The following is a 22,538-nucleotide window of genomic DNA, read 5'->3' on the forward strand; positions in this document are numbered from 1 at the left end:
TGCAAATACTATATTTGCTATATGGCAACACTAGATGAGTTCATAGCTCAATTCGCCTCCTTCGTATGGGGCCTTCCACTTTTAATCTTACTTACCGGTGGAGGATTATATCTTCTTATTCTTTCAAAATTTCTTCCCTTTCGTTACCTCGGGCATTCCATAGAGGTACTTCGGGGAAAATACGATGATCCAAACGACCCCGGCGAGATCAATCATTTCAAGGCGCTTTCTACGGCACTTTCTTCTACTATTGGGATGGGGAATATTGCCGGCGTTGCTGTGGCTATCGCTATTGGAGGTCCGGGTGCCATGTTCTGGTTGTGGATAAGTGCCATTATAGGTATGGCTACCAAATTTTTTACAAACACTCTGGCCGTCATGTACCGCGGAAAAGATTCTGAAGGAAAGCTACAGGGAGGTCCTATGTATTTTATTACCGAAGGACTCGGGAAAAAATGGTGGATCATGGCTGCTTTTTTCAGTGTAGCCGGCCTTGTGGGGGCTTTACCGGTCTTTAATGTCAACCAGCTTACTCAGGCTATAAATTATATCCTTTTAACACCTAACGGGGTTGAGGTAACTCTAACATCCAACCTTATCATTGGAGTGATCCTGGCCATAATTACTGCAGTGGTGATTTACGGGGGTCTTAATAGAATAAGTAATACGGTTTCAAGAATGGTTCCGGTTATGGTGGGCCTTTATTTTGTGGCCGTGCTTATTATTTTCTTCGTAAATCTTGAGCAGGTGCCATACTACTTCAAACTTATTTTTACTGATGCATTTGCAGCAGAAAATTATGCCGGAGAACCATTTTTGGGAGGTATGCTGGGCGGACTCATAATTCTGGGTGTACGGCGTGGTGCTTTTTCAAATGAAGCCGGGATTGGAACTGCTCCCATGGCCCACGGAGCTGCCAAAACTGCCGAGCCTGTACGCGAAGGCCTGGTCGCTATGTTGGGGCCGGCTATAGATACCCTCATTGTGTGCTCCTTAACCGGAATGGCGATTCTTGTCACCGGTGTTTGGCAAACGCACGATGTGAATGGGGTGAGCCTAACAGCTGCCGCCTTTGATGCGTCTATCCCGGGTTATGGGAATTACCTGCTGTTGGTTTGTATCGCGATCTTCAGTATATCTTCCCTGTTTTCTTATTCTTACTACGGAAGTAAATGTCTTTCCTTCTTAATTGGGGCCAAAAACAAGCATTACTACAACTACTTCTATATTCTGAGTATACTCCTGGGGGCGACAACGTCTCTAAGCATGATGATAAACCTCATCGACGGATTTTTTGCTTTAATGGCTATTCCCACAATGACAGCTACCCTAATCATGGCACCTCGAGTGCTGAAGGAGGCAAAAAGATATTTTTTAAAACTGAAGGAGTCTGGAAAACCTCTTAACTAAAGGTAATCACCCTGCGCTCATCATGACTTTGTTGCGCCGCTTCTATGACCTTTATGACGTCTCTGCCCTGTTGAGGTGACACTGCAAGAGCTTCTCCCTGTGTAAGGGCATTATACAGGTTTTGGTACACGAAAGGGTAATTGCCGCGCTCACTTTCTAAAAGCTTTTCTTCTTCGACAGTATTGAGCCTGCCCCAAATTTCTTTGGGTTCCACACCCCATTCTGAAGTGTTTTGTGGTTTAGCACCTTTTTTGAGATATTCCTCTTGAGGGTCTACCCCATATTTCACAAAACTTCCCTTCGTGCCAGAGAGCTGGTAAGTGGGGCCTTTTTCTTTTACAAGCATTCCTGCTTTTAAAGTAACTTTCAGGTTAGGGTAGAAGAGGATAAGTTCAAAAGCATCGGGCACCGTGGCGTTGTCCCGCTGGGTCCTAATATCGGCAAATACTTCATGAGGAAGTCCGAAGAGACAAAGCGCCTGATCAATTAGGTGACTTCCCAAATCGTAGAGAATTCCGCTTCCCGGGTTCTTTTTATCCTCTTTCCAGCCGGTTTTTACTTCGTTTCTAAAGCGATCAAAATGGGCTTCATATTCAACCACCCTGCCTAAAATGCCTTTTTCAACTATCTTTTTTACAGTTAAAAAATCACTGTCCCACCGACGGTTGTGGTGTACAGTAAGCAGTAAATTTTGTTGATGTGCCAGTTTAATAAGTTCATTGGCTTCCCTTACATTGGGCGTAAAAGGCTTTTCAACCAGTACATTTTTTCCTGCTTTTAAGGCTTTTTTAGCAAAAGTAAAATGGAGATGGTTTGGTAATACAAGGATAATGAGATCAATTTCAGGATCTTCCAGTATTTCTGAATATTCTCCTACAATCTCAACCTCCGGAAAGTCTTTTTTTGCGGTTTCAACATTGGTAGGGTTGGAGGTGAGGATCTTTTTTACTCTAAATCCATTTACGCTCGATAGGATTGGGGCATTATAGATGCTCCCGCCGGGGCCATAACCTGCAAAGGCAGTATTTACCTGCTTCATTTTTGTTTCAAGATAAAAATTTCTGAAGAATATTGGACGCTTAAAATGCCATTTTTGACACCCTTCTTTATTTTTTCTGATTTTCCTCCACGTTCTGAAAGAAGAATTTTCGAAGAGGCTCCAGGTTTTTAATCTTTTGGGTACACGCTACTGTTAAAGGCTTGCGGCAAAAATGAATTACGTGCTCAAACTTTTGGGCTTTTACAGCATCCTGATGGTTGATTGAAGATGTCACCACCACCACGAATACCTGGGCCTGCATGGGGTATTTTTTGAGTCTTTTCAACACTTTCCAGCCGTCAAGTACGGGCATGTTGAGGTCGAGCAAAATCAGGAAGTGCTTTCCGGGTTTGTCGTGCTTCCTAAGATAGTCAAGCGCTTCCTTACCGTTGTAGCAAAGTACCGGAGAATGTTCAATTCTGGAGGATTTCAGACTGCTCTTGTGCAATAAAGTCACTACTTTATCGTCATCTACTACCAGAATTTCCAAACGACCTGAATTATCTGGCTTCAACATTAATCTTTTCAGTTTTTTCTACAATATTCCGAATAATATCATCGAGCTCGTTAGCCGATTCTTTCATGTGAAACAGGATCTCATCTTTCAACATTTCTTCAAACAACTCCTCTTCCAGCAGGTGTAAAAGGCCTTTTATACGTGCCAGTGGGGCTCTTACCACGTGAGACTGTTCCCAGGCAATTTCCTTTAGCACCTTATTTTGCTTTTGAACTTTTTGCAAAAGTCTTCTGGAGTTCGTCACATCGAGCACTGCGCCCACCATTCTCGTTGCTTTGCCGTTGCTGTCCCGTAAAATATAGCCGCGGTCTATGATGTGGGCAATCGTGCCATCGGCTTTTACAAACCTGTATTCCAGTTTCCATTTTTTGACCCCTGTATTGGTTATGGCATCGGCAAGAGAGCGTTGTACCTTATCCCTGTCTTCATCAACCACTTTCCTGAGCCAAAAGGCGTGTACTGTTGTGGCTTCGTTGGTGTCATAACCAAAGATCTTCTTATAGCCTTTACTTCGCGTTACCGAATCGGTCTCTATCTCCCAGTCCCAAATCATTTCATTGGTGGCTTTCATGGCCATCTTAAAACGTTTGTTGGCTACCTTTAAGGCCTCCCTTTTTGTGATTATTTCTGAAATATCGCTGGTGGCACCAATAAGCCGTAGTGCCTTACCGGTATAATCTCTAATGATGTAACCGCGATCTACCACCCGGGCATAAGTGCCATCGGCTTTCCTGAAGCGGTATTCTGTTTTTATAAAATTTTCGTTTGGATTGGAAATTACAGTTGCCAGTTTTTTCTTTTCAGCCGGTTTATCTTCGGGGTGCACGTTATTTCTCCAGAAATCATATTGATCTACTGCTTCCGCAGAATAACCAAACAGCTCCTGTGGCCCTCTGTGGAAACGGGTGACTTTGTTTTCCACAAGATCCCAATCATAAATAAGATCTTGCGTGGCCGTTGCTGCCAGTTGATAGCGTTCGTTGATATGCTCAATTTCCCTGGCTTGCTCAATCACCGTGGTAATATCACGAGAATTGGCTACAATTCCTTTAACGGCAGAATCTTTTAAAAGATTGGTTGCGGTGGTCTGTACCCAACGATAATCGTTGTTCTTATCTTTAAACCTGAAAGGTGAGATTTTTACCTGTTTTTGATCCTTTAACTGGTAAAACTGTTTTTTAACTCTGGGCCAGTCTTCGGGGTGAATGAAATATTGTGCATTCTTCCCTATGAGCTCCTGCGGTTCTAAACCAAGGATCTTCTTGTAGTTCTCACTTACAAAAGAATAGCATCCATAAATATCTAAAATCCCAATAAGATCGGCACCTTCCTGAACCAGAGCCCGAAATTTTTGTTCACTCAATTTAAGTTCTTCCTCGCTTTGCTTGGCTTTCTTAAGAGCGGCATTGCGTTCAAAAGCATTAGTCAGGTTTTGGGTAAGACCTTTTAAAAAGGTGATTTCTTCTTCTTTCCAGATGCGCTGATATGTACAGTCATCAAACCCCACAAAGCCGGTAAGCGAATCTCCTACGAAAACTGGCAGCAACAACATAGATTTGATTTGCTGCTCAATAAAAATTTCTCTTAGCTCACCAGGAGCAAGTTCGTCTAAAATGGCAGTGAATGGAAGGTTTTTTACAAGGGGAGCAGTAATTTCCTGTACCTTCTTTATGGGCATATTCTGCAGCTTCTTATTATCAATTTGAGGAATGGTTTTTTCGCTGCACCATTCTACCTTTTGACTTATCAATATTTCACCGGTTTCAGGATCGGAGTTTGCCTCAAAATAGTACATCCTGTCGGCTTCTACGGTTTCGGCTATGACTCCAAAAGTTTGTTGAAGTGCTTCCTGATTGATCTCTTTTTCAAGGAGAGAACTTACAAAAGCTGCGTTCACTTCAAGAAAACGGTTTTTCTCCATAATCACCTTTTCGCTGTGCTTTAGCTGAGTGATATCTTTAGCAATACCATGAACCTCGGCTACACTGCCTTTTAGGAACATAGGCATTAGCAGGATCTTTAGAGTGACTAATTTGCCTGTAGCCGATAGGAATTCGGCTTCAAATGAAGTTACTTTTCCTTGACGGGACCTTTCAAAATGTTCAATAACAAGATCCTGGTCATGAGGAGTGCAAAAATTAATAAAGTTACTATTGATTAACTCTTCTGCAGGTAAGCCGGTGATCATGGCAAGGCTCTCATTGACATGTAGAAAATTTCCCTGCATGTCAAGCCTGTAAAGACCGTCAGGATTACTCCTGATAAAGTTTTTGAATTGTTGGCGGCTTAAATTGAGTTCTTCTTCAATTTCTTTGTCGCGTTTTCTGCGTTTATTCTCTGCTGTAACTTCCCGGGCACAGTGTAGAATCACTTCCACTTTTCCGGCTTCGTTCTTTATGGGAAAGTTTTGAGAACTGAAGTAGCGTTCTTCAAATTCTCCTGTAATCATATTCTTTACGTCGTACCTTATGTCGTTTACCTCTTCTTTTGCTCCTAACCTTGCTACTTTTTCTAAAGTCGCAAAGAAGGAGTCAGGTCCATATTCGCTGAGGTTGACATGGGATGAGAAAATTTCCCTACTGTCTTTACCCAATAGATCTTCGCGGGATCTACCCAGTAATTCAAGATAGGCTGTGTTAGCCTCTACCATCATGAATGCATTGCACTCTTGCGGTTCTAAGACCAAACAGGCAAAGGGAATGGCTTCAAAAATTTCTTTCCAGCAGTTTTCTCTCATCGCAGGGGGATACAAGTATAAAACCTGCCTTTGCTCCTAATATTTTGTTAAAGGCGAAACAAATATAAACAAAATATATTCCCTCGACCTATTGAAAACTACGAAGTTGGGTCGTTAGGCGACAAAAAAGTCCTCTTTGACCAGTAGGTTAATAAATAAATGAAGAAAATTCCTACAAATTAGCTGGAAATTCATTGTAGTCCTTTCTTCAAACAGATTAAGATCTATGTTTTACAGGCACCAGTAGAACGGGAACATCCAGATCGTCAATTAGTTCCTGTTTTATGCTTCCAACAAACATATCGTAGAAAAAGTTCTTTTTGTGGTGTCCGGCAATAAGCAGGTCGGCATTGATATTCTGCACTTCTTTTTTAATCATTTTTACCGTTGACCCTTTAAGTTGTACACCTTCGGCTTCAATGTTCTTTTGGCGCAGGTTTTCGGCCATGCGCTTTACCAGTTCACCTTCTTTTTTCCGGTTTTCCACTCTTTTGTCCTGAGCGTATTGTGGTCCGGCTTCCAGCCCAAGGTAATCGTCGGGGTCGGGTTCGCTTACGTGAAGGATCCAAATCTTGGATCCGAAAGCCTGAGCAATTTCTTCGGCTTTGGCTATTAAACGATCGGCATTTTTCTCAATGTTAATCGCTACGAGGATCTTTTTCATGGTAGAAGTAAATTAGATTATTAAAGGTAGGAAAAATACTGTAAATCTGGAAGCGAAAGGCTGGGGCGAATGCAAAGAGGCTGCCCTTAAAGCTCTGTTTTGTGATCCTTTACACGTCTCAGATATTGTATGCTTCTGAAGGTGAGCAAGGTATGCTTCTGTAAAATTTCAGAATGACATTTTACCGCTTTAAAGACAGCCTCTTTTTGCCCTTTTTGGCAGGTTAATCTAACAGGGTTTCATTAAATAACTTCAAGATTCTCCTGTATTCATCGGTCCAGCTGCTTGGTTCGGTAAAACCGTGATCTTCTACCGGATATACGGCCATTTCCCAATTCTCTTTTTTAAGTTCGATGAGCCTCTGGGCCAGTCTCACCACATCCTGAAAATGCACATTAACATCTATCATACCGTGCGCTATTAGCAGGTTCCCTTCAAAACCTTCAGCAAAATAAATAGGAGAAGAGCGCCTGTAGGCAATAGGGTCATTTACCGGCTCGTTGAGTATGTTTGAGGTATAGCCATGGTTGTAATGAGCCCAATCTGTCACCGAACGCAAAGCAGCGCCAGATTCAAATGTTTCGGCTTCAGTAAACATAGCCATGAGAGTGATGAACCCACCGTAACTGCCGCCGTAAATTCCGACTTTCTCTGGGTTTACCCCATGTTCAGCAATTAAATATTTTACGCCGTCTACCTGGTCGCTAAGGTCTTTACCGCCCATATGCCTGTAAACGCCGGTGCGCCAGTCACGGCCATAACCTGCACTTCCGCGGTAATCTATGTCGAGAACCGTGTATCCAAGATCGGCCAGCAAATTGTGGAACATATATTCCCTGAAGTAGCTGGACCACCAGCTATGTGCGTTTTGTAAGTAACCAGCCCCATGAACAAATACCACCGCAGCACCATTCTTTGCCTCGGCTGAAGGTTTGTACAACCGGGCAGGAACCATGGCACCATCTGTGGCTTCGAACTTTACCAGTGCCGGTTCTCTCCAGTCATACTGCTGAAATTCTTCAGACTGGCCTGTGGTCACCTGTTTAGCTTCGGCTGAAGCAGAAGTTTTCTTTAAATAAAGTTCCCAGGGTTTATTGCAGTACGAATATCGTATTGCCATATAATCTTCATCTGGCGACAGGGCAACTTCATTATTTCCGGTAAGGCTGGTAAGCTGCTGCATTTTCCCCCCCCGTACCGGCATTTTGTAAAAATGTCTCTGGCCGGCATCAACTTCCGAAGTAGTGAGATACCAGCTTTTTCCGTCATTGGAAAGAATGGGGTCAAAAACTTCAAAATCACCTTTGGTCAACTGTGTTTTTTTGCCCGAATTAACATCGAGAAGATAGAGGTGTGAATATCCGGTTTCTTCACTTTGAAAATAAATGGTCTTATTGTCGTTTAGCCAGCCAATATTACCACCACTCCAGGAATAGCCTATTCCGGGGCCAGAGATCCAGGCTTCATCTCTCTGCCTGTCCAGGGATTTCAAGCTTCCTGTTTCCGGATCTAACTGGGCGATCCATCGGTCTTTATTGTCTTTGGAACGTATTACCATGACAGCTTTATTTCCATCATTCGAGAACCAGGTGCCGTTGGGATACACTTCCCTTACTTCTTCTTTCCATTCTTTATCGGGATAATCTTTTACAAAATCGGGCAGATCTTTAATTCCGGGAAGATTTTCTGTATCTACTTTGAAAACAGTGTCCTTTTCCAGGTTGTACACCATGGCTTCCAGTTTTGCCTGCTCGCTGCCTACTTTGCTACGGGCAGAAAGATTTACTGTGTAACCTGTAAGATTGGTGTAATCGGGAACATCAGTATCTTTTGCTTCGGCGGTAGTGATAAGCTGAAAAGTCACATATTCGCCATTGGGGGATACCTGTAGGTTTCGCAGGTGCTTGTCGCCGGTGTAAAAGGTAAACACTTCCGGCTTTGCAGTCATGTCACGGTAAGTTTTTTGCGCTTCTTTGTTTTCTTTCCGCTTTCTTACTTCTTCAAGCAATTGCAGGTTTTCATCTTGCAGCCATTGATCTTGTGCAGAAAGCTCTTTGTCTTTTTGCTCTTTTTGGCTACCCGCCTGAATATTGGTGAGTTGAGTGATCTTTCCCGTACTTAGATCGTAAACGAAAGCGTTGTTATCATTGACGAAACTAACTTTATTTTCGTTGTACAAAAACTGGGGGTCTGATAGGCTCCCACTGAGTTCCAGTAACTTTTCCTCCTTTTTTTTACGCAGGTCGTACAGGAAGAGGTCCCCATCGCGGGTGTACACCTTTTTATTGCGCGCCTGGTTAAAATCCCCTCCCTGCGGAAGGAGTTTTTGCTCATCCTGCCATGAAACCTTTTCTATCATGTTCAGGTTTTTTCTGGATACCCTGTAGAGGGAATCGGCAGGACTGTTATCGGGGTTGTAATTAAAATAAATGTATTCGCTGTGCGGGCCCCACTGCACGTTTGAAGGGAAAGTACCCATCCAGGAAGGATCCTGCATGATCTTTTCTACAGTGAGATCAGACGTTTGGGCATAGGCTGCCTGCAGGCTCAAAAATGCCAGAATGTAGAGGAAGTATTTTTTGTTCATAGGTAAGATTGAAATTGGATTGACAATATAAAAAAAACCGGAGGATAGTTTTAAAAGTAAAAGCACCCCCTGATAGACCGAAGGTGCTTTTTACACGTACATTTTATTAGCAGTTTTTAAAGGTGACTGCTCATTTCATTTTGTTGATCTTCTATTTGGTCCCTGTATTTAAGCAGGCTCTTTAGAGCTTTTAACTCGAAAACACAGTTCTCAAGATAGGCTTTGTGCCTGATTAAGACCTCGCGACAGCTGCCTTCATAAATTCTGCATAAGGCTTCCTGGTATTTCTGAAGGCTTAGTTTTTTAGCCCGCAAAGCATTTTTTATGCATTTGTTCCTGCTTTCCCCGTATAACCCGGTGCGTTTTCTCACTGTATAAGAAGAAGAAGAAGAAGAAGAAGAAGAAGAAGAAGAAGCGGGAGCTTTTTTCCCAGTGTAGTATAGAATTTCTTCACCAAGTTCAATGGCGAATTGGCTACGCCGGGATGCAAGGCTTTGAAAATAATCTTTTAAAGAAGCATCTTCCAGAGATTCGGCCAAATCCCGAAAAAGTTTCGAACCTGCGAAGTTATCGTCTAAAAGACGCCGCAAAGTAAGTTCTCTAATTTTCCCGTTATTCATGATTTCCTGATCTATAATTCTGTCTCTTTTCCAACTTTTTTACTAACACTTTAATTTAAGCAAATTTGCTCAATCGTTTTCGTAAAATTGGATAGTTAACTCCGTTTTGACAGTTGAAGAAGAAGACGACAAAAAGTTTCTTAAAAAGATGTTTTTTGAGGCATTTAATAGGATGAAAAAAGAAAACCGCCTGCGAAGTGCAGGCGGTTTTTAAGATTTCTGGTTCCAAATTAGGATTTAGCCTTCCTGTTCAGGCGATCTTCGGCCATGTCGGTGAGAAGATTGTCGGCTTTGTATTCTTCATCAAGAGTTTTTTGAAGTTTTGCAGCAATGTCGTCATGTCCCAGTTCTTTAGCAAAACGTACAGCCGTACCATATCCCGCGATCTCGTAGTGTTCTACTCTCTGGGCCTCGGCAATTAGTCCTGCATCCTGCACATCTTTTTCGGTGTCTTCTTTCAGAAAAGATTCAGCTTCTTTCACAAGACCCTGCATAGCCTTACAGGTTTCTCCCGTAGGTTTAATGCCCAGTTTGTCACAAATTTCCTCGAGGCGCTTTACATGCCCCTCAGTTTCTTTGAGGTGCTTCTCAAAAGCTTTTTTAAGCTTATCATCATTGGCATTTTTCTGCAACTTTGGGAGTGCGTCTACCAGTTGGGTTTCGGCGCTGTACAAATCCTTTAGCTGGTGTTCGAATAGATCTTTTAAGTTTTTCATTTTTCAGGTTTTTTTTGTTCAGTCTAAAATATATACAGAAGGGACTAGTGCCAGTTAAATGAGTAATAAATCTTTGTTGAATTTTTACTAAAGGAGTAATGGGAGGTAATGGGAAGAGACGCTTTTTTCTTATTATCTTCGCAGGAAACCGCGCATATGTTTAATATAGAAGCTTACATTAGAGACATACCTGATTTTCCAAAAAAAGGAATTGTTTATAAAGATATAACACCCTTATTGCAGGATGCCACTGCTACAAGAGAAACAGTGGCTGCTTTTTTGTCATTTTTGGAAGGTGAGAAAATAGATAAAGTTGTAGGAATAGAATCCCGCGGCTTCTTTTTTGCGACACTTTTGGCGCAGGAGTTAAATGCAGGTTTTGTGCCCATTAGAAAGCCGGGTAAATTGCCTTACGATACATACCGGGAGAGCTATTCATTAGAATATGGGGAAGATACACTTGAGGTGCATAGCGATGCAATACAAAAAGGTGAAAAGATCCTTGTGCACGATGACGTGCTGGCAACGGGAGGTACTGCTGCGGCTGCGTGTAAACTGGTGGAGAAAATGGGAGGGGAAATTGTACAGTGCAGTTTCTTAATGGATCTCAGCTTCTTAAAAGGAAAGGAAAAACTGGATTCATATAAGGTGGTTTCGCTGGTTAGCTATTAGTTCGTAGTTAATAGTTGATGGTTAATCGTGACTGGTTAATTGGGGAATGGTTAAACAGAAATGGACAAATTGTTGTTGTTTAATTAGTGATTGGTTAATGGAGCATGTTTTTTCCATAAACCATAAACCATAAACCATAAACCATAAACCATAAATCTTAAACCTTGAACCTTTAGAGTGAATTCTTTGTGACCCAGGTTTTCCAACCGATAAGCGCTTTCTGAAATTTAGTTGCTTTAGCCAGGTCCAGCTGTCGCTTTGAATAGCTGGGAAGAACCTTTTTGTTGATCTTCGAAAGTGTCTTGAAAAATGTCTTTTTCATGTCGGTTGGTTTCTATCAAAGATAGAAATTAGTTCCCAATTTCCCCTTTTTGAAAGGTATAGGAGCAAAATCGCCTTCCGAAGGTCTTCCCGGAAGGTGTGTCAAAAATGGCATTTTTGGGAGATCATTCAATACCGCCAATAACGAATCTCTGGTTTATTCTCTCTTAAAGTCCTGGTTTTGGTGTAGGTGAAGCTCTGCAAAACGGTTCAAACAAGCCTATTCGTTGAGAATCTCATATCTTCGCAAAAAAAATTGATGAGCATTCTATTTATTATCCTTGGTTTTATTCTGTTAGTAGTTGGAGGTGAATTCCTCGTGAGATCGTCTGTAGCGATTTCTTTGAAACTGAAACTTTCCCGAATGGTCATTGGCCTTACAGTGGTGTCGTTTGCAACGTCGGCGCCAGAGCTACTGGTGAGCCTGCAGGCCGCACTTGAAGGATTTTCAGATATTTCCCTGGGTAATGTCATCGGCTCTAATATTGCTAACATAGGTTTGGTTCTTGGTATCACAGCCATGATCTCGCCTTTAATCATTGACCGGGAATTCTACAGGTTCAACTGGCCAATAATGATGCTTTTTTCCCTGGGGCTGTTTTATTTTCTTTCTACAGAACATGTACTATCGCGCTTAGAAGGTGTTGTTTTAGTACTGGCTATTGTGCTTTACCTTGTTTTATTGATTCGTCGCGCCCGCCGGAAACCCGAACTTCAGCCCGATGAAGTAGATCCCGATTTAAAAGTGGCTTCCAACTTTAAGACTGTTCTTTGGCTGGTCATTGGAGGTGCTGCCCTTTATTTCGGATCAGAATTTTTGGTTTCGGGTGCAGTAGACCTGGCATCGGCTTTGGGAGTGAGTGAGAGGGTGATCTCGGTTACTATGATCGCCGTAGGAACGAGTGTGCCCGAGCTGGCAGCATCGGTCATTGCAGCTATGAAACAGGAAAAAGCCATTTCCCTTGGAAACCTGATTGGTTCTAACATTTTCAACATAGCCTCGGTGCTGGGTATTACTGCCTTAATTCAGCCTGTGGTAGTAAGTTCAGCAGAGATATTAAGCAGCGATATTCTATGGATGATTGGTATTGCTTTTATTCTGGTTCCGTTGGCTTTTCTTCCGAAGCGTTATTCGTTAAACAGGTGGAAAGGTTTTCTGCTTTTTGCCGGTTATGCTGTGTTTGTAAGCCTTGCCTTTGTAGGATAGGCTTTGCCTGAGGGGTCTTTTTAAGAAAATATAAAATTTTTGTAAACATCCCCCAATTTTTTAGGGGGTGTAAACAATTATTAAATATATTTGTTGCTGTTAACCCATAAAACCAATTAATAAATGGCAACTTTAAGATTCCAGGCACTCAAGGAGACTTTGAACCGCAAACCTGTAGAAATTGAAGAAAACGAACGGCGTTCAGAACTTTTTGGCCGCAATGTTTTCAGCGAAAGCGTAATGCGACAATTTCTAACTAAAGAAGCATACCAGAGTGTAAAGGAAGCCAATGCCACCGGTAAAAAGATTGACCGTACTATTGCCGATCATATTTCTACCGGAATGAAGGAATGGGCCATTTCTAAAGGGGCCACCCACTATACACACTGGTTTCAACCCCTTACCGGAAGCACTGCCGAAAAACACGATGCTTTCTTTGAAACTATTGGTGATGGCCTTGCAATTGAAAAATTTGGAGGCGGGCAACTTGTACAACAAGAACCCGATGCTTCAAGTTTCCCGAACGGGGGGATAAGAAATACGTTTGAAGCCCGTGGCTATACCGCATGGGATCCTACTTCTCCCGCATTTATATATGGAACTACTTTGTGTATTCCCAGTGTATTCGTTTCTTACACAGGAGATGCACTGGATTATAAAACGCCACTTTTAAGAGCGTTGCAGGCTGTTGACCAGGCTGCTACCGATGTGGCAAAATATTTCGACAAAAATGTAAGTAAAGTTCAGGCTACTCTTGGATGGGAGCAGGAATACTTTCTTATTGATTCGGCTTTGGCAGCATCAAGGCCCGATATTCAGCTGGCTGGAAGAACTTTGCTGGGGCACTCTCCGGCTAAAGGTCAGCAGTTAGATGATCATTATTTTGGGTCTATTCCTTCGCGGGTACTTTCTTATATGCGCGATCTTGAAAAAGAATGTATGCTTCTTGGAGTACCTGTTAAAACCAGGCACAACGAGGTGGCGCCAAACCAGTTTGAACTTGCTCCAATCTTTGAAGAAGCCAACCTGGCAGTAGACCACAACTCCCTTTTAATGGATGTAATGCATAAAGTAGCAGAGCGCCATAACTTCACCGTATTGTTCCATGAAAAGCCATTTGCAGGCATTAACGGAAGTGGGAAGCATAACAACTGGTCTTTGAGTACAGATACAGGTGTAAACCTTTTAGGACCCGGATCTACACCAATGAAAAATCTTCAGTTTTTAACTTTTTTCATCAATACCATAAAAGCTGTAAATGAAAATGAGGAGCTGTTAAGGGCTACAATTGCCAGCGCATCAAATGACTTCAGGTTAGGTGCTAATGAGGCTCCGCCGGCTATCATCTCTACTTTTATTGGTTCTCAATTGACCCAGGTCCTTGACGAACTCGAAAAAGTTACCGATGGGAAACTTTCTCCGGCAGAAAAGACCGAACTTAAACTTAACGTAGTTGGAAAGATCCCTGAGATCCTTCTGGATAATACCGACAGGAACAGAACTTCATCCTTCGCTTTTACTGGTAATAAATTTGAATTCCGTGCTGTTGGCTCCACTGCAAACTGTGCAGAGCCAATGACCGCTCTAAATGCAATTGTTGCCAAGCAGCTGATAGATTTCAAGAAAAAGGTTGATGGTCTTATCAAGAATAAGAAGATGAAGAAGGATGACGCCATCTTCAATGTTCTAAGAGAATACATCAAAGACTCTAAGAATATTCGTTTTGAAGGTGATGGTTATTCCGAAGAATGGGAAAAAGAAGCCGCAAAAAGAGGTCTGAGTAACAATCGAAATACTCCTGAAGCTCTTAAAGCTCTTGTTAGCAAGAAGACAATGGATATGTATAAGGAGCTGGAGATCATGAATAATGTGGAAATTGAAGCCCGTCATGAAATTCAGTTAGAGGAATATATCATGAAAGTGCAAATTGAGAGCCGTATCCTTGGGGATATTGCCCGCAATCACGTCATTCCAACCGCGATTAGGTACCAAAACATTTTGATCAAAAACGTACGCGGACTTAAAGAGATCTTTGCTGATGATTTCAAGGAACACTCCAAAGAGCAACTCGAGATCATTAAAGAAATCTCCGAACGTATTGAGAAGATCAATTCCGGTATTACCGAAATGATCGAAGCCCGTAAGAAGGCTAACAAACTGGAGGATGCCGAAGAAAAAGCCTTTGCATACTGTAATGATGTGAAGCCATTCTTTGAGACCATTCGCTACCATTGTGATAAGCTCGAGCTGGTAATAGACGATGAGATCTGGACCTTAACCAAGTACAGGGAATTATTGTTTACCCGATAATTTAAATTCAATAGACTTATAGGCACTTCCAATTGGGAGTGCCTTTTTTATTATATAAATTCTACGATCAAAAATTCTAAACTAATTATCTTTGACCGTAAATCTATCTACATGAGCCAGGAAATAAGTAAAAGATATGCCGGCCGCGGAGTTTCTGCCGGGAAAGAAGACGTGCACAATGCCATTAAGAATGTCAATAAAGGGCTTTTCCCAAAAGCATTTTGCAAAATTGTGCCCGATCATCTCACAGGTGATAAAGATTATTGCCTCATCATGCACGCCGATGGCGCTGGTACAAAGTCTTCCCTGGCCTATATGTACTGGAAAGAAACCGGGAATCTTGAGGTGTGGAAAGGAATTGCGCAAGATGCATTGATCATGAATATTGATGACTTGCTGTGCGTTGGTGCGGTAGATAATATCATGCTTTCTTCTACCATTGGCCGTAACAAGAACCTGGTGCCGGGCGAAGTGATCTCTGCCATTATCAATGGTACCGAAGAATTGCTCCATGATCTCAAAGGCTTCGGAATAAATATCCACTCCACCGGCGGCGAAACTGCCGATGTTGGTGATCTTGTACGCACCATTATTGTAGATTCCACCGTAACTGCACGCATGAAGCGCAGCGAAGTGATCGATAATGACAATATCAAACCCGGAAATGTAATAGTGGGTCTGGCTTCTTTTGGACAGGCAACCTACGAAAAAGAGTACAACGGCGGCATGGGCAGTAACGGACTCACCTCTGCACGCCACGATGTCTTCGTAAAGAGTTTAGCTCAAAAATACCCTGAAAGTTTTGATGCTTCAATTCCCGCTGAATTGATCTACAGCGGCTCAAAAGACCTCACCGATGCAGTTGAGGGCAGCCCGCTGGATGCCGGGAAACTTGTGCTTTCTCCCACCCGCACTTATGCTCCGGTCATTAAAAAGATCCTGGAAAAGTACTCTAAAAATGACATTTTTGGAATGGTTCATTGCAGTGGGGGCGCACAAACCAAAGTCCTGCATTTTGTAGATAACGTTCATGTGATCAAAGACAACCTCTTTGAAGTTCCGCCTTTATTCAAACTCATTCAGCAGGAAAGCAAAACCGATTGGAAGGAGATGTACCAGGTGTTCAATATGGGGCATAGAATGGAGCTTTATGTCAATGAATCTTTAGCTCAGGACATTATCGAAATCTCAAAATCCTTCAATGTAGATGCAAAAATAGTGGGTAGGGTAGAAGCTTCAGAAGAAAAGAAACTGACAATTAAGAGTGAATTTGGGGAGTTTGAATATTTGTAATATTTCCCGCAGATCACGCTGATTTTCGCAGATTAAATTTTATTTGCTTTTCTATGGATTCCATCGATGATATTTTCTACGTTGAAGTTAACTAGAATTCCCAATTTTAATCCGGTTAATTTTAAATAAGTAAGCGTCTGTTTATGATGAACTGGTGCAATAGCTTCTATCGATTTCACTTCAATTAATACCTTTTCGTGTACAAGAAGATCAATTCGAAACCCAACTTCGAGTTTTTCATCATTAAAGAAAACAGGGACAGCAACTTCTTTTCTTACTGTTAGTCCTTCTTTCTTAAGTTCCGATGCCAGGGCGGCGACATAAACCGATTCTAATAGTCCGGGACCGAATGCATTAAAAACCTTAAAAATGGCTCCTCTTATCTTGTATGATACTTGATTTTCAGTCATTCCAGGAATAAGATATAAAAAAATCTGCGTGGATCTGCGTAATCTGCGGGAAACCATTTAGGAAAAGTTGTTTTTAAGGTAAAGTAATTTCGGCTCGATATATCTTTTACAAAAGGCGCATCGGGATTTTTTCGGTAATAATTCTAAATAGATTCCCTTGAAGGCTTAAATTCCTTAAATGCTAAAACCTGCGTCACCAGGGGTCCTTAAATTGCTGCTGAAGTTTTTTCAGGATCTTTCTTATTTCCACTTCATCTTCCGAAGAGAAAAAATAAACGGCACTGCGATATTTATCCCGAAACGAATGATTTGAAGTGGAATTGTGCGTATGAAGATGCACCTCCAGAAGCCACTCCAAATTTGCCCTTTTTGGAAGGTAATGCACAATGACAGCTTCAGAGAATGTATTGGCGGGAGCATTGGAAGCAATATATCCCTGTTCCACCTTCAGCACGCCTTCCACCGACTGGAAAACTGCTTCGGTACACCAGTGACAACCTCCGCCCAGGCCTATTTTGTTCATTTTACTCATTGTTCTAAAGATACAAAAGAAGCATCATTTAGAATTGCTTTGCGATCTCTGGGCTTTTTCTTTTACAGACTCTGCGAGAAATATCTTCGCAATATCGAACATGTCCTTGCTGAATAATTTTTATCTCCAGCACAAATCCTTTTCAGAAATCCGACAGAATTATCGTAAATTTGCTGCTTTAAGGAGATGTTATGATCGAGAAATTGAATATTGTGAAGCAGCGTTTTGACGAGGTGAATGACCTGATCATTCAGCCCGACGTGATTGCCGATCAAAAGCGCTATATAGAGCTAAATAAAGAATACAAGGAGTTAAAGAAATTGATGGACGTTCGCGCAGAGTACGTGAGCCTTATCGAGAATAAAAAAGAGGCCGAAGAGATCATCGCTGATGGCAGTGACCCCGAGATGACCGATATGGCCAAACTTCAACTCGAAGAAGTCAAAGAGCAGATTCCCGGAATGGAGGAGAAGATTCGAATGATGCTTGTGCCAAAAGATCCCGAAGACGCCAAGAACGTAGTGATGGAAATTCGTGCCGGTACCGGTGGGGACGAGGCAAGTATTTTTGCAGGAGACCTTTATCGCATGTACACCAAATATATTGAAAGCAAAGGCTGGAAACACCAGATTGTTGACTTTAGCGAGGGTACCAGCGGCGGATTCAAAGAAATTATTTTTGATGTTACCGGTGAAGATGTCTACGGAACATTAAAGTTTGAAGCCGGAGTGCACCGTGTGCAACGGGTACCGCAAACTGAAACCCAGGGACGTGTACATACCTCGGCCGCTACAGTAATGGTATTGCCCGAAGCCGAAGAATTTGATGTGGAGATCGATCCAAAAGAGGTGAGAATTGACTATTTCTGTTCTTCAGGACCGGGTGGGCAGTCGGTGAACACCACTTATTCGGCGGTGCGTTTAACCCACATCCCTACAGGATTGGTGGCGCAGTGCCAGGATCAAAAATCCCAGCATAAGAACAAGGAAAAAGCTTTCCGTGTATTGAGGTCAAGGCTTTACGAGCAGGAGCTGGCCAAGAAAATGGAAGCCGATGCAGCCAAAAGGAACTCTATGGTTTCCAGCGGAGACAGGAGTGCGAAGATCCGTACCTACAATTATGCGCAGGGCCGCGTGACCGATCACCGAATTGGGCTTACGCTTTACGATCTTGGGAACATCATCAACGGAGATATCCAGAAGATCCTCGACGAATTACAACTAGTAGAAAACACCGAAAAACTTAAAGAGAATTCCGACGTTTTTTAAATAAACTAACTGAAAGCTGCCGCACTCCGGCAGCTTTTTTATTTCCAGCCAATGACCACTTCCCAGCTTACCGAACAAATACGCCTCAAAAAGTCCTTTTTATGCGTGGGGCTTGATGTAGACCTTGAGAAGATTCCTCAACATCTTTTAAAAGAAGAAGATCCTATTTTCGCCTTTAATAAAGCCATTATTGATGCCACTCATCACCTGGCTGTGGCCTATAAGCCCAATGTGGCTTTTTACGAATCACACGGGATCAAGGGCTGGAAAGCACTGGAAAAAACCATTACTTACCTGAACGAAAATCATCCCGATATCTTTACCATTGCCGATGCAAAAAGGGGAGATATTGGCAATACTTCGGGCATGTATGCAAAGGCCTTTTTTGAAGATTTGCAGTTTGATTCGGTCACCGTGGCCCCTTACATGGGAAAAGATTCCGTAGAGCCATTTTTGGCTTTTGCTAACAAGCATACCATTTTGCTGGCTCTAACCTCTAACGGCGGTGCATATGATTTTCAGACCAAAGAAGTGGAAGGAGAACAGTTGTACAAAAAAGTGATCAAGACCTCCAGGACCTGGAACAACGGCCAAAATTTGATGTATGTGGTAGGGGCTACAAAAGCTGAATTTCTAAAGGATATTCGAAAAATCATTCCTGAAAGTTTCCTCCTGGTGCCGGGAGTTGGTGCCCAGGGCGGAAGTTTGGAAGAAGTATGTAAATTCGGGATGAACCGCAATGTAGGCCTGCTCGTAAATGCGTCCCGTGCTATTATCTATGCTTCGGAAGGAATGGATTTTGCTGAAGCAGCTGCCGCAGAAGCAGAAAAGCTACAGCAGGAAATGGCAACATTTTTATAGGAATTTCTTCGGAAAGACCTGTCAAAAATGGCATTTTTGGCACCTCATATTTTTTGATCATGAACACCTTCTACGACCAGTTAAACCGGAAGATTGCGCTTAAGGAAGTTCCGCAGCGCATCGTTTCCCTGGTGCCCAGCCAGACGGAATTATTGGTTGATCTTGGGCTTGAGCAGCAAATTTTGGGAATAACAAAGTTCTGTGTGCATCCTGAAGCCCTTCGGAAGCAGAAAAAGGTGGTTGGTGGTACCAAACAGGTGCATTTTGACCGCATAGCAGCCCTGCGACCCGATATCATCCTTTGTAATAAGGAAGAAAATACCCAAGAAATGGTTACGGAGCTTGAAAAGATCGCTCCCGTTCATGTTTCAGATATCTACACTATAGATGATTCCCTCGAACTCATCAGGCAATACGGCGAAATCTTTGAAGTGACCGGCAAAGCTTCAGAAATAATTGAAAAGATACAGCTAGAAAAAGCAGGTTTTCAGGAGTATGTGAAAGACTTTCCGGAGCGAAAAGTGGCGTATTTTATCTGGAAAAATCCGTGGATGGTGGCAGGGAAAGATACTTTTATAGATCACCTGCTGGAACTTAACCGCTTCAAAAATGGCTTTTTAGAAGAGGACTCCCGTTACCCCGAAATATCCCTGGCACAGCTCGATGAAAAAGAGGTGGAGGTGGTGCTGCTTTCTACAGAACCATTTCCTTTTAAAGAGAAAGATATAGAAGCTTTGAAAAAAGAAGTGAAGTTGGGCTGCATCCAGGTTGTGGACGGCGAATACTTTAGCTGGTATGGGTCGCGCCTTACGGCTGCTTTTACCTACTTCAGGAAAGTTCAGGCTGTTTTATCCTGACTCTGCTCCATACGACGGATCTCTTTTAAGATCTTGCACGCCTTATCATTGAGCATGTCACTTCGCAACTTATCTACTAAAGCGAGCTCAAAAGAACGGCGCATGAGAAAACAGTACTTCTCACGAAGCCTTTCCAACGTAGATCTGGGTTCAAATAATCGAAACATATACTTTTATTATTAATGCAAAGATATCCTGCAGTTTTTCGAAGAATTCATAACTGAAAGTTAACTTTATGGTAAAACTGTGGTGAACCCTGGCCTCTCTTGTTAAAAAGTTATAAGGCAGACTCATAGAGTTGAGGTTCTACAAGGGTTTAAAAGAATTATTCACTGTTCATAACCCCAATTTTCATGGAGTAATGCTTAAGGTATAAGGAGTAATAATTTTAAATTACTGTTCCTCCTTAAAATGCCATTTTTGGCACCTCTTTCTAACCTTTAGGTAATTAAAGATTTTCAGCGCGCAACCTGCAACAGGAAAAACCCGCAACCCTCAACGCGCAACTCTTCCGAAGAATTACCTACTTAAAATGTCATTTTTCACACCTCTTTCTGACTTTTTTAATAACCGAAATTTTTCCATTCCAGTAGAGATTTCTCAGTCGCTATAAAAGCTCCTTCGAAATGACAAAAGGGAACCTGTAACAGAACAAAATCCGCAACCTGCAACCTGCAACTTGAAAAACCCCCAACTCGCAACAGCAATGCTTCAACAGAATCGAGACTTTTTGTACAGCTAAAATGGATTAAACTTTAATCCTTAAACCTTAGTCTTTTCTAGTCCTGCAAAGCAAAAACCCGTTTCAGCAGATTGGTGGTACGGGCAGAAAAGTCGTTCCTGATTTCCTTTTCTTCAACTGCGATCATGGTGTAAACCCCTTCAAGAGCCTGTTGTGTCACATAATCGGCAAGATCGGGATTGACGTTATTGGTAAGCGGAATGGCGTTGTATCTTTCAATAATTTTTGTCCATACCTGGGTGGCTCCCACTTTTTCAAGGGAATTGGTGATCACAGGGTTAAATTTTGAATAGAGAGGCTCTGTGGTTTTATTGGCAAGGTAAGTGGTTGCGGCAATGTCGTCTCCCAGTAAAATATTTTGAGCATCGGTAAAGGTGATTTGCTTTACGGCATCCACAAAAATAGGTGTGGCTTCCTGTACCGCATCTTCAGCGGCCCGGTTGAGCACACGTAAACCTTCATCGGCCAGAGAACTCAACCCAATGTCACGTAGGGTTTGATCTACTTTTTGTAATTCGGGAGGAAGCCCAATGCGCACCAGTTCATTCTTAAAGAAACCATCTTCCTGTGTTAGTTTGGCCACCTGCTTGTCTATCCCAAAATTGAGCGCCTGGCGCAGGCCTGCAGCTACTTCGGCATTAGAAATCCCTGTTCCTTCCTGCGGAAGCGAATCGGCTATTTGTTGTAATTCGGCACAGCCGAGAAAAAAAGGAAGTATTGCGAGGAGGAGTATTTTCTTCATGATAATTTTTTTCAAAGATAGTTATAAAAAATCCCGCTTTTTCCCGGGCGAATTTTACTCTTAATTATATAAATACTATGGTCTTGTTATTGTACACGAGCGTTTTTCGGTCAATATGTAATTTTATCGCCCTTGCCAGAACTACTTTTTCCAGGTCCCTGCCTTTGAGGATAAGATCTTTTATAGAATGGGTGTGAGAAATTCGGGTAATATCCTGTTCAATAATTGGCCCCTCATCTAACTGGGCGGTGACGTAATGTGAGGTCGCACCAATGATTTTTACTCCGCGTTTATAAGCAGAATGATAAGGTTTGGCCCCTGCAAAAGCCGGCAGGAAAGAGTGGTGGATATTGATAATGCGATTTGGATATGCTTCAATAAGCCCATCGGGAATAATTTGCATATATCTGGCCAGAACAAAAAAGTCTATTTTTTCCTGTCGCAACAATTCTAAATGTCTTTTTTCAGCTTCGGGTTTATTGTTTTTGGTAATGGGGACATGATAAAAAGGAATATCAAATTTTTCGGCTGTAGAACGCAAGTATTCGTGGTTGCTAATGATCAAAGGAATATCTACGGGAAGTTCCCCGGCTTTGTGTCTTCCCAAAATGTCATAAAGGCAATGGTCATATTTTGATACAAAAATGCCCATTCTCAATTTAGCTTCTGCTGAATATATTCGCCAAAACATTTGATATGGCACTGCGAGTTCTTCAGAAAACGCTTGCTTAAGCGAGTCAATATTTGTAGCATCTAAAAATTCACATTCCAGCCTCATTACAAATATGGAATTTTCTACGTCTACATATTGATCAATGTATACTATGTTTCCTTTACGATTAAAAATGAAGGAGGTGACCTTTGAAATAATTCCGGCTTTATCGGGGCAATGAATTAAGAGTATGAAACTTGACATAGTTTATATTTGGGCCTTTAAAAGTAGATAAATCATAGCATTTGCACTAACACGAGGTAGACTTTGTGCTATTTGTAGATCTAGTTACCAACTATTTCAATTTTCGTAAATTGCATG

21 protein-coding genes are annotated in these 22,538 nt (G+C 42.1%); 8 read left to right on the plus strand and 13 right to left on the minus strand.

Features of this window, described 5'->3' with window-relative positions; genetic code table 11:
* The first annotated feature begins 21 nt into the window (after nt 1-21).
* Nucleotides 22-1,410, plus strand: coding sequence for an alanine/glycine:cation symporter family protein (locus V5739_RS12240; RefSeq protein WP_423818382.1), 1,389 nt, complete (start codon nt 22-24; stop codon nt 1,408-1,410).
* Here V5739_RS12240 and V5739_RS12245 read toward each other — a convergent pair.
* The 7 genes from V5739_RS12245 to V5739_RS12275 all read right to left on the minus strand — a co-directional run bounded on the left by V5739_RS12245 (nt 1,403) and on the right by V5739_RS12275 (nt 10,290).
* The gene (locus V5739_RS12245; RefSeq protein WP_423818383.1) at nt 1,403-2,449 is read right to left on the minus strand and encodes a Gfo/Idh/MocA family oxidoreductase; all 1,047 of its coding nucleotides are present in this window, start codon (nt 2,447-2,449) and stop codon (nt 1,403-1,405) included. The genes V5739_RS12240 and V5739_RS12245 overlap by 8 nt on opposite strands.
* A 67-nt stretch (nt 2,450-2,516) precedes the next feature.
* Complete coding sequence (locus tag V5739_RS12250) at nt 2,517-2,966, minus strand: response regulator (RefSeq protein ID WP_423818384.1); 450 nt, start codon at nt 2,964-2,966, stop codon at nt 2,517-2,519.
* A complete protein-coding gene (locus V5739_RS12255; protein ID WP_423818385.1) occupies nt 2,950-5,703 on the minus strand; it encodes a PAS domain-containing protein in 2,754 nt (917 codons plus the stop codon). The genes V5739_RS12250 and V5739_RS12255 overlap by 17 nt, the downstream gene beginning before the upstream one ends.
* Before the next feature lie 217 nt (nt 5,704-5,920).
* Nucleotides 5,921-6,367: a universal stress protein gene (locus tag V5739_RS12260; protein ID WP_423818386.1), complete on the minus strand. Its 447-nt coding sequence runs from the start codon at nt 6,365-6,367 to the stop codon at nt 5,921-5,923.
* A 223-nt stretch (nt 6,368-6,590) separates the two neighbouring features.
* Nucleotides 6,591-8,954, minus strand: coding sequence for a prolyl oligopeptidase family serine peptidase (locus tag V5739_RS12265; RefSeq protein WP_423818387.1), 2,364 nt, complete (start codon nt 8,952-8,954; stop codon nt 6,591-6,593).
* A 116-nt stretch (nt 8,955-9,070) separates the two neighbouring features.
* A complete protein-coding gene (locus V5739_RS12270; protein WP_423818388.1) occupies nt 9,071-9,574 on the minus strand; it encodes a DUF2383 domain-containing protein in 504 nt (167 codons plus the stop codon).
* Between the two features lie 230 nt (nt 9,575-9,804).
* Nucleotides 9,805-10,290: a ferritin-like domain-containing protein gene (locus V5739_RS12275; protein WP_423818389.1), complete on the minus strand. Its 486-nt coding sequence runs from the start codon at nt 10,288-10,290 to the stop codon at nt 9,805-9,807.
* Between the two features lie 156 nt (nt 10,291-10,446).
* Between V5739_RS12275 and V5739_RS12280 the strand changes: the two genes are divergently transcribed.
* Entirely contained in the window at nt 10,447-10,962 is a 516-nt protein-coding gene (locus V5739_RS12280; RefSeq protein WP_423818390.1) for an adenine phosphoribosyltransferase, read from the plus strand.
* Between the two features lie 172 nt (nt 10,963-11,134).
* On the opposite strand, the gene V5739_RS12285 is transcribed toward V5739_RS12280, so the two are convergent.
* On the minus strand, nt 11,135-11,284 hold the full coding sequence (locus tag V5739_RS12285) for an SsrA-binding protein (protein ID WP_266070759.1): 150 nt from the start codon (nt 11,282-11,284) through the stop codon (nt 11,135-11,137).
* 258 nt (nt 11,285-11,542) lie between these two features.
* On the opposite strand from V5739_RS12285, the gene V5739_RS12290 reads away from it, so the two are divergent.
* From V5739_RS12290 to V5739_RS12300, 3 genes are all read left to right on the plus strand, one after another.
* A complete protein-coding gene (locus V5739_RS12290) occupies nt 11,543-12,490 on the plus strand; it encodes a calcium/sodium antiporter (RefSeq protein WP_423818391.1) in 948 nt (315 codons plus the stop codon).
* Between the two features lie 123 nt (nt 12,491-12,613).
* Entirely contained in the window at nt 12,614-14,800 is a 2,187-nt protein-coding gene (locus V5739_RS12295; protein ID WP_266070757.1) for a glutamine synthetase III, read from the plus strand.
* Nucleotides 14,801-14,911: 111 nt separating this feature from the next.
* Nucleotides 14,912-16,093, plus strand: a complete 1,182-nt coding sequence (locus V5739_RS12300) for an AIR synthase related protein (protein ID WP_423818392.1) — start codon at nt 14,912-14,914, stop codon at nt 16,091-16,093.
* A 32-nt stretch (nt 16,094-16,125) separates the two neighbouring features.
* Here V5739_RS12300 and V5739_RS12305 read toward each other — a convergent pair whose 3' ends face one another.
* Both V5739_RS12305 and V5739_RS12310 read right to left on the minus strand, forming a co-directional pair.
* Nucleotides 16,126-16,503 (minus strand): GxxExxY protein, encoded by a 378-nt coding sequence (locus tag V5739_RS12305; RefSeq protein ID WP_423818393.1) that lies wholly within the window; start codon nt 16,501-16,503, stop codon nt 16,126-16,128.
* Between the two features lie 193 nt (nt 16,504-16,696).
* Nucleotides 16,697-17,026 (minus strand): peptide-methionine (S)-S-oxide reductase, encoded by a 330-nt coding sequence (locus V5739_RS12310; protein WP_423818394.1) that lies wholly within the window; start codon nt 17,024-17,026, stop codon nt 16,697-16,699.
* Nucleotides 17,027-17,226: 200 nt separating this feature from the next.
* Here V5739_RS12310 and prfA point away from each other — a divergent pair, with 200 nt between their 5' ends.
* Genes prfA through V5739_RS12325 form a run of 3 tightly spaced genes read left to right on the plus strand, consistent with a single transcriptional unit; the run spans nt 17,227 to nt 20,021 of the window.
* On the plus strand, nt 17,227-18,303 hold the full coding sequence (gene prfA, locus V5739_RS12315) for a peptide chain release factor 1 (RefSeq protein ID WP_423818395.1): 1,077 nt from the start codon (nt 17,227-17,229) through the stop codon (nt 18,301-18,303).
* A gap of 51 nt (nt 18,304-18,354) precedes the next feature.
* The gene (gene pyrF, locus V5739_RS12320) at nt 18,355-19,164 is read left to right on the plus strand and encodes an orotidine-5'-phosphate decarboxylase (protein WP_423818396.1); all 810 of its coding nucleotides are present in this window, start codon (nt 18,355-18,357) and stop codon (nt 19,162-19,164) included.
* Between the two features lie 59 nt (nt 19,165-19,223).
* The gene (locus tag V5739_RS12325) at nt 19,224-20,021 is read left to right on the plus strand and encodes an ABC transporter substrate-binding protein (RefSeq protein ID WP_423818397.1); all 798 of its coding nucleotides are present in this window, start codon (nt 19,224-19,226) and stop codon (nt 20,019-20,021) included.
* Here V5739_RS12325 and V5739_RS12330 read toward each other — a convergent pair.
* The 3 genes from V5739_RS12330 to purU all read right to left on the minus strand — a co-directional run bounded on the left by V5739_RS12330 (nt 20,003) and on the right by purU (nt 22,421).
* Complete coding sequence (locus V5739_RS12330; protein ID WP_266070749.1) at nt 20,003-20,188, minus strand: Lacal_2735 family protein; 186 nt, start codon at nt 20,186-20,188, stop codon at nt 20,003-20,005. The two genes, V5739_RS12325 and V5739_RS12330, sit on opposite strands and share 19 nt — an antisense overlap.
* A 612-nt stretch (nt 20,189-20,800) precedes the next feature.
* Nucleotides 20,801-21,505, minus strand: coding sequence for a DUF4197 domain-containing protein (locus tag V5739_RS12335; RefSeq protein ID WP_423818398.1), 705 nt, complete (start codon nt 21,503-21,505; stop codon nt 20,801-20,803).
* Between the two features lie 64 nt (nt 21,506-21,569).
* On the minus strand, nt 21,570-22,421 hold the full coding sequence (gene purU, locus V5739_RS12340; protein ID WP_423818399.1) for a formyltetrahydrofolate deformylase: 852 nt from the start codon (nt 22,419-22,421) through the stop codon (nt 21,570-21,572).
* Nucleotides 22,422-22,538 lie beyond the last annotated feature (117 nt).

This window comes from Salinimicrobium sp. TIG7-5_MAKvit, assembly GCF_049569215.1.
Taxonomy (GTDB): Bacteria; Bacteroidota; Bacteroidia; order Flavobacteriales; family Flavobacteriaceae; genus Salinimicrobium; species Salinimicrobium profundisediminis.